The sequence below is a fragment of the Candidatus Tisiphia endosymbiont of Dascillus cervinus genome (genome assembly GCF_964026405.1).
GTDB lineage: Bacteria > Pseudomonadota > Alphaproteobacteria > Rickettsiales > Rickettsiaceae > Tisiphia.
The window spans coordinates 745,089-757,994 of record NZ_OZ032146.1 but is presented as its reverse complement, the minus strand read 5'-3'; the positions used below and the strand labels follow the sequence as shown (position 1 = coordinate 757,994).

The 12,906-nt window shown below is 32.5% G+C and carries 14 protein-coding genes and 1 tRNA gene; 8 read left to right on the top strand and 7 right to left on the bottom strand.

Annotated features, from left to right (window positions below; genetic code table 11):
- The first annotated feature begins 34 nt into the window (after positions 1-34).
- The gene (locus AAGD19_RS07480; protein WP_410520790.1) at positions 35-433 is read left to right on the top strand and encodes a hypothetical protein; all 399 of its coding nucleotides are present in this window, start codon (positions 35-37) and stop codon (positions 431-433) included.
- Positions 434-480: 47 nt separating this feature from the next.
- Here AAGD19_RS07480 and AAGD19_RS03820 read toward each other — a convergent pair whose 3' ends face one another.
- Together AAGD19_RS03820 and AAGD19_RS03815 are read right to left on the bottom strand one after the other, a co-directional pair.
- Entirely contained in the window at positions 481-528 is a 48-nt protein-coding gene (locus tag AAGD19_RS03820) for a hypothetical protein (RefSeq protein WP_341748446.1), read from the bottom strand.
- 37 nt (positions 529-565) lie between these two features.
- Positions 566-1,207 (bottom strand): M15 family metallopeptidase, encoded by a 642-nt coding sequence (locus AAGD19_RS03815; protein ID WP_341747211.1) that lies wholly within the window; start codon positions 1,205-1,207, stop codon positions 566-568.
- A 334-nt stretch (positions 1,208-1,541) separates the two neighbouring features.
- Here AAGD19_RS03815 and AAGD19_RS03810 point away from each other — a divergent pair, with 334 nt between their 5' ends.
- The 7 genes from AAGD19_RS03810 (at position 1,542) to AAGD19_RS03780 (ending at position 7,135) form a co-directional block, all read left to right on the top strand.
- On the top strand, positions 1,542-2,177 hold the full coding sequence (locus AAGD19_RS03810; protein WP_341747210.1) for an epoxyqueuosine reductase QueH: 636 nt from the start codon (positions 1,542-1,544) through the stop codon (positions 2,175-2,177).
- Between the two features lie 340 nt (positions 2,178-2,517).
- The gene (locus tag AAGD19_RS03805; RefSeq protein ID WP_341747209.1) at positions 2,518-3,453 is read left to right on the top strand and encodes a TAXI family TRAP transporter solute-binding subunit; all 936 of its coding nucleotides are present in this window, start codon (positions 2,518-2,520) and stop codon (positions 3,451-3,453) included.
- 30 nt (positions 3,454-3,483) lie between these two features.
- The gene (locus tag AAGD19_RS03800) at positions 3,484-3,912 is read left to right on the top strand and encodes a universal stress protein (protein WP_341747208.1); all 429 of its coding nucleotides are present in this window, start codon (positions 3,484-3,486) and stop codon (positions 3,910-3,912) included.
- 65 nt (positions 3,913-3,977) lie between these two features.
- Positions 3,978-5,132, top strand: coding sequence for a succinyl-diaminopimelate desuccinylase (dapE, locus tag AAGD19_RS03795; RefSeq protein ID WP_341748445.1), 1,155 nt, complete (start codon positions 3,978-3,980; stop codon positions 5,130-5,132).
- Between the two features lie 45 nt (positions 5,133-5,177).
- A tRNA-Leu gene (locus AAGD19_RS03790) sits at positions 5,178-5,262 on the top strand.
- A gap of 93 nt (positions 5,263-5,355) precedes the next feature.
- Entirely contained in the window at positions 5,356-6,690 is a 1,335-nt protein-coding gene (tig, locus tag AAGD19_RS03785) for a trigger factor (protein WP_341747207.1), read from the top strand.
- Positions 6,691-6,736: 46 nt separating this feature from the next.
- Complete coding sequence (locus AAGD19_RS03780) at positions 6,737-7,135, top strand: DUF2660 domain-containing protein (RefSeq protein WP_341747206.1); 399 nt, start codon at positions 6,737-6,739, stop codon at positions 7,133-7,135.
- Positions 7,136-7,633: 498 nt separating this feature from the next.
- Here AAGD19_RS03780 and AAGD19_RS03775 read toward each other — a convergent pair whose 3' ends face one another.
- The 5 genes from AAGD19_RS03775 to ppa all read right to left on the bottom strand — a co-directional run bounded on the left by AAGD19_RS03775 (position 7,634) and on the right by ppa (position 12,905).
- Positions 7,634-8,848 (bottom strand): DEAD/DEAH box helicase, encoded by a 1,215-nt coding sequence (locus AAGD19_RS03775; protein WP_341747205.1) that lies wholly within the window; start codon positions 8,846-8,848, stop codon positions 7,634-7,636.
- Positions 8,849-9,459: 611 nt separating this feature from the next.
- Entirely contained in the window at positions 9,460-9,669 is a 210-nt protein-coding gene (locus tag AAGD19_RS03770; protein WP_341747204.1) for a cold-shock protein, read from the bottom strand.
- A 240-nt stretch (positions 9,670-9,909) separates the two neighbouring features.
- On the bottom strand, positions 9,910-10,611 hold the full coding sequence (locus AAGD19_RS03765) for a TraX family protein (RefSeq protein ID WP_341748400.1): 702 nt from the start codon (positions 10,609-10,611) through the stop codon (positions 9,910-9,912).
- A 160-nt stretch (positions 10,612-10,771) separates the two neighbouring features.
- Positions 10,772-12,295 (bottom strand): murein biosynthesis integral membrane protein MurJ, encoded by a 1,524-nt coding sequence (murJ, locus tag AAGD19_RS03760; RefSeq protein WP_341748399.1) that lies wholly within the window; start codon positions 12,293-12,295, stop codon positions 10,772-10,774.
- A gap of 70 nt (positions 12,296-12,365) precedes the next feature.
- On the bottom strand, positions 12,366-12,905 hold the full coding sequence (gene ppa / locus AAGD19_RS03755) for an inorganic diphosphatase (protein WP_341748398.1): 540 nt from the start codon (positions 12,903-12,905) through the stop codon (positions 12,366-12,368).
- Position 12,906: the final 1 nt, after the last annotated feature.

Below are 12,906 nucleotides of genomic sequence, written 5' to 3'. Positions count from 1 at the left end.
GATGGGGAAGTGATAAAGAAGAGAAAAGACCTTAATGGAAAGATTAGTATGGTTGGAATCAGCAATTGCAGATTTGGTACGACTGAGAAAATTCATTGATAGAAATAATCCTAATGCTGCAAAGAGAGCAGCAGAAACAATAGACCTATTGCATAATTCTACTTCTGCTGGTAATTTGTGCGTTGGTACGGTACTCGAATCCTCACGTACGTTTGAGTACGCTGCGGTTCTGCGTTCCGGTCCTCCTATAAATTCTCTAGCAGAAGCGAATTCTGCAATAGGTCTAATAAAGAAAGCAGTTATCAAACTTATAGAATTTCCTTTGACAGGTAAACCGGTGACTAATCTAATAGATTATAGGGATTTATATATTCGATTTGGCTTATCAGGTTATATACTGCGATATCGAATATATGTGATACCATCTACGTAGTCCATATTAGACATGATAAGGAAATAGAATTTAAATGATTTGAGTTATTAAACATTAAAATTAAAATACTGATCCTTATAAGGTTCGTCTTGCAAGGTATAATGCCACCACTCAACCGAATATTCCTTAAAATTATGTTTTTTTCATTTTCTTACGTAGATAATTACGATTTTGTAAGTAAAGTTCATCAATTAGTTTACTATCATGGGAGGATACTATATCCATAAGATCTACAGAGCTATACATGTCAACCGTATTATCATCAAAATAAGGAATTAGACGACCATCTTTTAGAGGTCTTTTTATCATTTTAGGGCTTGGATTTAATTGTTTTCCAAGTTCGATAATAGTTAAATCTACAGTACTTCCACGACTATGAGGTGATCGTTTAGCAACATAACCTAATTGAAAAATTTCAGCCTTATTAATGTATGGATAATAAGAGTCTTTCATTTTTTGATCAGCAACATCTTCTCCCCATCTAACGAAATGTTGTACAGCTTTATTAGGTCTATAAGCATCATAAATTACCAAAGAGTAGTTATCATTTTTTATATCTTGCTGAAGATTTTTTAAGGCAGTAGCCGCTTCTTTAGTTAGTATAGCTCTATTAGCTTTATAGCCATCGATCTGCTTTCCTACAAAATTTCTAGTATCATAATACATCATCTGTTGAATTATAGTAGGATCTATTTGATCCAAATACACAAAACCTTCCGGTAAATTGACTGTTTCATTCAACATAATATATCTCTCAATTAAACCAATATTCAATATTTAGTAACAAAATTATTGTTAATAAAAAATAATAATTTATTATACTTTTTTCTACAATACAATATCTTAATTTATTGAATTGTCCTTGTGATAATATAGCTAACCCGACTAACATTTATCCATTTGTTTCAACGAAAAGGATGTCATTCCCATGAAGGCGGGAATCTATAATATTTCAGGGTTTTTTGAACACTATTTTAGATCACCGCCTACGCGGGGATGACAACATTGCCCTAGATCAACTGTGGATAAATACTAATCGAGTTAGCTATATTGTATATTATTTTAAGATTTTATAAAGAAACTTACAGAAAAAATTTAGCAGATAATTATGAATGAAATTCTAGAAGTACTAAATGGTGAAAGTAAAGTATTACTACACTCCTGTTGTGCTCCATGTTCAGGAGAGCTGATGGAAAAAATGTTAATGTCTGGTATTAATTTAACTATTTTTTTCTATAACCCTAATATTCATCCTAAAAAAGAGTATGAAATTCGTAAAAATGAAAATATCCGTTTTGCTGAAAAAATGGGTATCAGTTTCATTGACGCAGATTATGACGTGCAGAATTGGTTTGCAAGAAGCAAAGGTATGGAATATGAACCAGAAAGAGGTAAACGTTGTTCTATGTGTTTTGATATGCGTTTTGAACGGACAGCTCTTTATGCCTATGAGAATGATTTTAAAGTTATTACCAGTTCTCTTGGTCTTTCCCGTTGGAAAGATATGGATCAAATTAATGAATCAGGGATCAAGGCTGCTTCTCATTACGATGGAATAACTTACTGGACTTATAATTGGCGTAAAAATGGAGGTAGCAGTAGAATGTACGAAATAGCTAAACGTGAAAATTTTTATAAGCAAGAATATTGTGGCTACATCTACTCACTTAGGGACAGCAATAATTGGCGTAAGTTAAATAACCGTAGTGAAATTGAAATTGGAGAAGAATATTATAAGGAATAAGGATTTTTTTACACATGAATTGTAATAATTATCTTGATTATCAATAATAGTAAAGGTACTTTGGATAGGGAAAATGATTTATTCATCTTACGCGTGGCATTTAAAAGTTATAGGAGAAATAGCCCGGCGTCTATTAGCGAGGAGCTACTTTAGTAGCGACGAAGTGATCTAATGAATGTGGATTGCCATGACACTCATGTGGTCTTGCTAATAGACGTCTTGTATTTTTCTGCAATTTTTAAATGCCACGCGTAAGGTGAGTGATTTATTGAAAACAATTTATTAAATTTTAAGTCTTAAGGTATTAGTGGTCAATTATTTTTAGTGTATAGTGTTATTTATGAATAATTTCAGAGTTTTATTGGTAGTTTTTTGCCTATTTTTTACTAGTAATTGCGTTTTTGCTTCACAGAAAACAGTGAGAATTGGGTCTGGTTCTATTTTGAAGGGTTATTACTCTATCGGATTGGATTTGTGTAAAACCTTTACTTTAGCTGATAAAAGTGTGAATTGTGAAGTAGTACCTACCAGTGGAGGGGTTGAAAATTTAGCTTTGTTAAAAGAAGGTAAGATAGATTTAGCTTTAGTGCAATCTAATGTAGCACTTGAGGCTTTTGAAGGTACTGGATATTACTCTAATACAGAAAAAATGCAAGAAATGCGTCAGGTACTTAATCTATATGATGAGTTTTTTACTGTTGTTGTAAAAAATCGGGATGAGATAAAGACTTTTTCAGATATTGAGGGTAAGAGAATATCAAATGGCTTGCCATTCTCTATTAATACTATTACCTATAATGCTATAAGGAAGTTATATAATTTTACTAAAGAACCAATAGATGTTGATGAAATTAATTATGAAGAGTCAATAAAAGAATTTTGCGGTGGTAAAATTGATGTGATAATGATGACGGTAGGTCATCCTAATGCCTTGATGGGATTTACTGCTAATAGCTGTAAAGTTGATTTTGTGCCTATTGAAGATAATAAAATTGCACAATTAATTGCCACTAATAAAGCTTTTCATAAGGCATTACTGGATAAAAGATTATATCCTGGGATCACTCTTAATCAGAATACAGTAGCAGTAACAGCAATTTTAGTTACTAATAGTAATATGGATTCTAAACTATTGGATAAATTTATCGGAATGTTTCACAAAAACGTAAAACATTTTAAACATTCTAATTATATGTTATATAATATAGATATTGAGCATTTTGCTGATACTAATAATTTTGTTTTACCAAAACATTCAGTAGTAAGAAATAGATAATAATATAAATGCACCGGAGTAGTGTTAATTGTGTTTAAAAATATAATAATACCAATAGATTTGTCGGATAAACAATCAGTTAAGGTGATATTACCAAAGGCTTTAAGTTTTGCTACTATCTTTAGTGCAAAATTACATTTTCTTTATATCATCTCGGATTTCGGTATGAAAATGGTTGAGGATTATTTGCCTAAAAGTTGGGCAAAAGATCAAAAAGAAAAATATCGGGTACAAGTAACAGAATTAATTAGACAATATGTGCCGGAGGAGATCGAAGTTGAATTGCATATTGGTCGAGGGGCAGTATATGATGAAATAATACAATATGCCAATGAAGTGAAAGCTGACTTAATCATTATTTCAGCAGTAAGACCACAACTCAGAGATTATATGTTAGGTCCCAATGCGTCCAAGATTGTGCGGCACTCGGGTGTGTCTGTTTTGGTTGTCAGAGAATAAAACATTGGCTAGATATGAGAGAGGAATTTTTAGGAAGAACTATAAGTTTATGGCTATTGGAGGTTATCTTGATAAAATTTCTTGAAGACTTAATTAGTTTTCAATCAGTAACTCCTGAGAGTAGTGGTTGTATTGAATATATTAATGATTTATTAGAAGAAAATGGTTTTAAGACTGAAATCAAAATATTTGGAGAGGATAATTATAAAGTAACCAATCTTTATGCTGTTTATGGTAATGCAAGACCTAATATTTGTTTTGCTGGACATGTTGATGTCGTGCCAACAGGTGATAAGGCATTATGGCTTAACGACCCTTTTATAGCAACTACCGTAGGTGATAAGATTTATGGTAGGGGAGTTGTTGACATGAAGGGAGCGATAGCATGTTTCCTAGCTGCTAGCTTAGATTTTATTAAGTTAAATCCAACTCCGCATGGTTCAATTAGTTTTCTAATTACTAGCGATGAGGAAGGAAACGCCAAATACGGCACTGTGGAAATGTTAAAATATTTGCATAAGGGTGGTAATAATTTGATCGATCTTGCTATTGTAGGTGAACCAACAAATGAGCATCAAATAGGCGATACCATAAAAATTGGTCGGCGAGGAAGTGTTAACTTTAACTTAGCTCTATATGGTACAATGGGGCATGTGGCATATCCATTACAAGCCAGTAATCCGATTACTCCTTTAGTTCAGATACTCAATGAGTTGGTTAATTATCGACTGGATGAAGGAAGTGAATTTTTTCAACAGTCGAATCTAGAAGTTACGTCTATTGATGTAGGTAATGATGTTACTAATGTAATTCCTTCAAAAATTACAACAAAGTTTAATATTCGTTTTAATGATCTTCATTCATCATCGAGCATAACAGATTTGATAGATCAGATAATTAATAAATATTGTGCGAAATATAACTTTAAATACGAATTAAGTAGTGTAACTTCAGCTAATTGTTTTATCCAAGAACCAGTAGGGTTAATTGCCGATTTTGTTCGGGTAGTATCTAATACAACAGGAGTATATACAAAATTATCTACTAGTGGTGGTACTTCTGATGCGAGGTTTATCCAAAATTATTGTCCTGTTGTGGAATTTGGTTTACAATCTAATACAGCTCATAAAATTAATGAATACACAGAAATTAACGATTTACAAAGTCTGTATCATGTGTATTATAATTCTCTGATAAAATTCCTAGCTGAACCTATTTAATTAAGTTGTTAAAACAATCTATGTTAAGGTTAGGGATACAGCTATGCGGGTGTGACGAAATTGGGAGACGTACTAGATTTAGGTTCTAGCGCCGCAAGGCTTGGGGGTTCAAGTCCCTCCATCCGCACCACAAAATAATAATACAAAAACTGAAGAGCTTGATTTAATTTAGTAGCTCTTCAAGTTTTCGTAAGGTTTTAATATTGCTAATGAGTTTTTTAATATGCAAGTCACAGAACTTAAAAATGAAGGTCTAGATTTTGAAGTTAAAGTAGTCCTTCCTTCTTCTAAAATTACCAATGAAGTACAAAAAGAATTAGCTAGTTTAGCAAAAAAAGTTAAGCTTGATGGGTTTCGTGTTGGTAAAGTGCCAATCAGCATTGTTAATAAAAAATATAAGCAATCTGTTAGGTCTGATGTGGTAAACCATGAAATTAATCATGCAGTACAGCATGTTATTAAAGATCATAAACTAAAAACAATAGGTGATCCGCAGTTAGAAAATTTACGTAATGAAGAGAATGAGGATATAGAATTTACTCTAAAATTTGAATTATTACCTGATATTGAATTGCCAGATTTTAAAAAAATGAAAATTACTCATCCAAAGTTAGTAATTAAAGAAGATGATGTTAATAAGCAAATAGATAAGCTTGCATCTATATCAAAAATTTATAATAAAGAAAGTAAAGGGAAAGTAAAAAAAGGGCAGGAAGTTACTATTGATGCGATTGGTTATGTCAACAATGAGATTTTTGAAGGTGGTAAGGTTACAGATTATAAGCTAGTAATTGGTAGTGGAACTTTTATTGAGGGGTTTGAAGATCAGCTTATTGGAACTAAGATTGGAGATGAGGTAGAAGTCAACGTTAAATTTCCTGAAGATTATAATATGGAGCAAGTCGCAGGTCAACCGGCTAAGTTTATTGTACAAGTAAAGGCAGCACATTCTGCTGATGAGGTAGTTATTGATGATGAGTTTGCTAAGAAATTTAATTGTGAAACACTAGAAGAGTTACGTGATAATATTTCTAAAAGCATAGAAAATGAATATAGTGAGCCTATACGCACTTTAATGAAAATGAGCTTATTTGATCAATTAGAAAAGCTATTAATGTTTAATGTTCCTAAATCTTTAATAGACCAAGAGATAAGTATTCTGAAATCTCAAACGGAGGAGAGCAATAGTGACTCAGATTCGATATTTAAGGATAAATCAGAAGCAGAAATTAGTGAGTATTATAATAAGATAGTCTTACGTCGTGTTAGAATAGGTTTAATGTTATCCGAATATATGAAAATTAAGAATTTACATATCGAGCAGAAAGATCTTATAAGTGCTATTATGGCTCAAGCAAGGAAGTTTCCAGGTCAAGAAACAGCAATATTTGATTTTTATAAAAAAAATCCTAATGCTCTTGAACGCTTAAAAGGTCCGTTATTAGAAGAAAAAACAGTACAACATATTTTTGACAATGAAGTGATCTTAGAGGAAAAAAATTATACGAAAGAAAAGCTTGAAGAATTTTTAGCACAAGAAGAAGATCGTGTGGTATAGAGTCAAGTAGCAGGGCATTATCAGTAAGATATATTTGGAGGGTTTTATGCAAAATACTAATTTGATAATCGCTGTAGTAGGTTTATTTCTAGTGTTTGTCACATTCTTTATTTATAAAAAAAGCAAGAAAACATCGGTTAGAACGCTTGTTGATGATCCTAATAATGCAGAACCATTTAATAAAGAAAATAATAAAAAGAACCTCTCACTCAATGATAGAGTCGAGCTATCTTGGAAGTTTTTATATGAAATTACAGAATTAATTATTAGTAAATTCTCTAAAAAGGATGTAGAGTTAGTAAATAAACTTGGTCATATCCTGTTAGATAATGGAATGAGATATGAGCATGTAGTAGATCTTGGTATCAAACAACAGGCTATATCAAGGGTTGCAAGCATTGAACAACAAGCATATTCCCAATCTCAGAAAACTTTGGGTAAATAAGTATACTCAGGTAGAACTTCAAGAATTGGCGTTCCCGCGACCAAAGATCGAAGCTGCTCACGTACTAATGTACGCCTAGCAGCTCGACTTTGCTACTGCCTAGATCTTCTTGAAGTTATACTATCGTCTACCCAACTCTTCATATACTCAAATGATTTAAAAAATTGGTTTCGATAGTTGAGAGGTATTAACCATAGTACCCTACATTTTTTATATAACCACTATTAAAATAGCTGCTGATCGTCTATTAGTGAGGAGTCGCTGGAAGCGGCGACACGGCAATCCAGGATACGCGAAGCGTTACTCTAAAAAAACAGCTTCGTTGTTTACCTAGATCGCCACGACATCTAAAGAGCCTTGCTATGACGATTATAGAAAAATGTAGGGTACTATTGTTTAAGCCTTACAACAGTACTTCGCTAATAGACGGTTTTTTAACTTTCAATAGTTGTGCTTTAGACACGACGACCTTAATTCTTGAAGTTCTACCTGAGTATATTAGAATGCTTTATTATTTCTAGCAGGACCAGCATAAGGTTTCCTATCATTATTATTACGAGGAAAATAACTTTTTTTGCCATTATGACCATTAAATGGTTTTCTGCGATTCTTACTTTCCCTCATATCTGCTCTTGAAGTAGTTTCACCTTGATTTATTAGGCGGTCAATAGCTTTCCATCTGATATTATCTTCTGGCGAAATGAATGATAATGCACAACCTGAGAGACCAGCTCTACCAGTTCTACCTATTCTATGCAAATAATCTTCTGGAGCCATTGGTAAGTCATAATTAATAACATGCTGTGTATGAGGTATATCTAAGCCACGAGCTGCAACATCTGTTGCCACCATGATCCTATGACGAGAAGAGCGAAATGATGAAATTACACGATCACGTCTACCTTGTGTTAAATCACCATGTATAGCTTCAGCTTTGTGATCTTCAAATTTCAACATTTTTGCAAGCTGATCAGCACCACGCTTAGTTTTTACAAAAATAATTATAGAACCATCACGTTCATTTAATTGCTTTATAAGCTCAGGAAATTTCTCTTTATCAGAAACACGCAAAGTTTCTTGTTTTATTTGAGATGCAGCCTTAGTAGTTGATCCAACAGTAATACGATGAGGATTAACCACGTATTTTTGCGATAATGCAATAATATGTTTTGGCATAGTAGCTGAAAACATTAAAACCTGGCGTTTTGCAGGTATATATTTATTTATCTCTTCTAATTGTTCTTTCATACCCATATCAAGCATTCTGTCCATTTCATCAAGTACTACCAGTTGGATAGTATTTAATTTTAAAGTACCACGAAGTAAATGATCTATGATACGACCTGGTGTGCCAATTATAACTTTAGGATTTACTTTTAGTTGTGTAAATTGTTTATGCATTGGTTCACCGCCTATCAAAACCGCACTAGGAAGTTTTATTTGAGTAGTTACCTTAGTTAAAGTATCACGCACTTGAGTAGCTAATTCCCGAGTTGGAACAAGTACCAAAGACATTGATTTAGTCTGTATAAAAGAATTGATTATTGGTAGCAAATAGGCAAGGGTCTTACCCGAACCAGTTTGACTAGAAGCTAGAACATCATTACCTTGCATAGCAACCGGTATGGCCTTTCTTTGAATTTCCGTTGGAGAGGTTATGTTCATGCGTTCAAGTGATATAATCACTTCATTTGGTAAATTAAAACTTTTCATTATATAAGTCCAATATTATTTATCTTAAATTAAAAATGCTCAAATGCTTTACCCCAATTCGGGATTTTAACCGTCTATTAGCGAGAAACCGCTGCAAGCAGCGACACGCAAATTCGGGATAAGAATTAACTAATTCTTATCCCGAATTGGGGTACGATGTGGCAATCTTGTGAAGGAGACCTTATACTTCATGAAGATTGCCACAGTGCCTAACGGCACTTCGCTAATAGACGATTTTTTAATAAGAATTAGTTAATTCTTATCCAAAATTGAGACACCCTAGGCTATTAAACCAATGTCTTACATCGAATTCAGGTTAGTCAAAGCATTTGAGTAAACATATATTCTATACTTTAAAAGAATAAGTGTATGATTAAGTTCTTACGTTATAATGTGAGTTGTCAATTAATTGTGTAGTAAAAAACTATTATATTATGATGTAACAAAATATACTCACATGACCCAACAAAATTATAACTTTAACTTACAGTGAAACACTGAATTACAAAAAATAATCCATGAAGTGTATAAAAAGATGATACTACCCAAAATTCACTAGTTTAATAACCACTCATAAATTTTGAGTAGTTGCTTGTAGTTTTAAATAAATATTATTTTATTTGTAGATTAACAGCAGAAATTTTCCCCTTATTATCTTCTAGATCAAAGCCAACACTTTGACCTTCATTAAGATTACGGATACCGGCACGCTCTACAGCCGAGATGTGAACAAAAACGTCACTACCCCCATCGTCTGGCTGGATGAAACCGAAACCTTTGGTTGTATTAAACCATTTAACCTTACCTATTTTAGTAGCCATAAAAACCTTTTAGTATAGAGTTACTTATTCGAACTTAATTCACAACTCTTCCGTAGAAATTAAACCAAATAAATTGACAGATACAAGGTTTTCATGCTATTAAAGAGTTAATTATTAAACTCAAGCAAGTATGTTACTCTTTTTCTTAATAATTGTCAACAAGGGATAAGACAATTATGTGTAGATTCTATATTTTTCTTTGAAACATAGATATTTTAGCACAGTTTATTCACTGATTTATCAATTCTGTAAGTAGAATTTGAAAAATAAAAATTGTAAAATTGCTAGATGTATAGCATAGATATATAAAGCATTATGGCTTATAATCCGTAAATTTATAGTAATTTTTTGCTCAAAATTTCTTGCAACCATAAATATATATTGCAAAACTCCAAATATAACTACTATAAGTACATAGATATACGACAAGGGAAAAACAGCAATGGTATGCAGTACAGTCAAAATCATAGATATTGCAAGGGCAAGCCTAAGATTACCTAGATCATGTTTAGCTATATAGCCAAGTAACATGATAGCTAAACCTATGGTACCATAATCAACCAAAAACCAAGTGCAGAACCAAAGAGTCCCAAGGAAGACAACGTGAGAATAACCCTTATAGAAAAAATTATTTAGGCTATTTTGAAAACAATAAAGATAGCATTGACCTAGAAAAATAGGAATAAGTATGTTAGTTGTGGTGAACTGCTTAAATAATATGGTAGTAAAAATATGTAGTAGAACCCCGACTACAAGGATTTTAATTTTTGGTTTTTTATGAAAATTATAGCCAACAAAAAAGCAGAAAATCGGCATACTAATACGACCGATAACCCGCATTATTTCATATTCAGGGAAAAAGTATAACCCTAAATGATCTATCATCATGGTTATTATGGCTATAGTTTTCAAAAAATCTTGATAATTAGATTCAGTTTTCATCATTAATAAATTAACCTCAAATATCGATGTAACGAGTTAGTAGATTGAGCATAATTCTTGTATAGTTGGTGTTTTTGATCCACGTTTGCAAAGCCCCCCGCTTTCGTAGGAATGACACCGAAGCGATTTAACCTATGTCTTACATAGAACTAAGGTTAAATTATTTTGGATAAAGTTTAAAATAATAAACCATTAGAAAAAACGTTATCGCTCCAGCTAAAATTGTGGCTGCAAGCATAAAAGTTTTTACTAATAATAATTCGGAATAATAATATTCGGAACAATAGTGCTTAATCACCCAAATTACTAGTACCATTATTACGCAGCTGAATAAAATCTTGCCACAAAAAGAGTATAATTTTGAATCAATGAAAGAATGACCATATTTCTTTGTATATATATATAACAACCAAACATTATACCAAGCGGTAATAGAGCAGCCAAGAGCGATACCAAGATGACCAAATGGTTTCATCAGAACGATATTTAATATAGTATTCACAGTAAGAGAATATAATGTTATTTTTAAAGGAGTTTTCGTATCACTATTAGCATAAAATATAGGCATCAAAATTTTGGCAAGTATAAAAGCTGGTAAACCAAGGGCAAAACCGGAAATAGCTTCAGCAGTTTTAATTGTATCAGCATAAGTAAAAGCTCCACGCTCATATATTACATGAATGATTGATTCTGATAAAGCGATAATACCGAACGCAGCTGGCAAAGATAATAAAAGTCCAACTTTAATAGCATTATTTTGAATCCTTGCCGCTTTTTCTAAATCATTCATTTGGTATGTTTTTGATAATTCTGGTAATAATATCGTACCAAAAGTTACCCCTATTATAGATAAAGGAAATTGGTATATTCTATCTGCATAGGATAATATTGAAATTGTCCCTTCGATGAAGCTAGCTATTGATTGCGAGATAAATAAGTTAAGTTGCTGAAATCCAGAGCTAATAGTCGCTGGACCCATACCAAACAAAAACTTTTTTACATCTTTATTACATGGGTCAAAAACTAGTGGGAATGATAAACCAACCCTAATTACACAAAAAAACATAAAGATAATTTGTAATAACCCAGCAATCAACAAAGATAAACTAATCGATATAGGAGTAGATATATGTTCTTGTAATATTACTGTTGTAATTATAACAGTAATACTTAAAATGATCGGAGAAAAAGCAAAAGCTGCAAATCTTTTTACTGAATTTAAAATTCCCCCTAGTAAAGCACTTACCGAGATAAAAATTAAATATGGCATGGTAATGCGACACAAAATAACTGTCAAATTAAACTTGTCTATATCTTCATGAAAACCAGGAGCAATGATGAACATTAATGATGGCATGAAAACCTGCATTAACACTACTACACTTACTAAAATAATAAGTAAAATAGTAAAGATAATTCCAGTGAAATGGCGTGCTGCTTCTCGAGATTCTATGAGTTTTGTATTAAAAATAGGTACAAAAACGACTGAAAGAGCCCCTTCCCCAAAAATACGCCTAAATAGGTTGGGTAATTTAAAAGCAACATTAACACTATCAGCAATATTACCAGCACCAAATAATGAAGCAATGAATAATTCGCGAGCCAAACCAAATATACGGGAGATTAAAGTAAAGACAGATACTATAATTCCAGAACGAAATAATGTATATCCTTCGCCTTTCATTTAAGCTGCCTCGATATCATGTAAGCACTGTTCTTCACCTTATCGTTTTCGGTCATAAAGCAAATGCCAATTATTGATTTTCTATCTTAGTAGATACCCTTAATATACCTTCATTAATCAACTCCTTAGCTTTTTGAGCATTTTCCCAGCCAGTTACCTTCACCCACTTACCTTTCTCTAGATTTTTATAATGTTCAAAAAAATGTACTATACGTTGTTTCAACATCGGGCAAAGATCATCTAAATCTTTTATTGAATCAAAAGTAATATCTAGCTTAGAGCTAGGCACAGCGATAATTTTTTCATCCAATCCAGATTCATCTTCCATCATTAAAACACCAATAGGGCGTGACCTAATCACAGAGCTAGGTATGACAGGATAATGTGATACAACCAATACATCTACCGGGTCTCCATCCTCTGATAAGGTGTGCGGAATAAACCCATAATTACATGGGTAAAACATAGCGGTTTGCATAAACCTATCAACAAATATTGCTCCTGATTCCTTATCCATCTCATATTTTATAGGACTATCTTGCATTGGAATCTCGATAATCACATTTATCTCTTCATGACCAACTTTGGTCTTAATTTTTTCAACTAACATC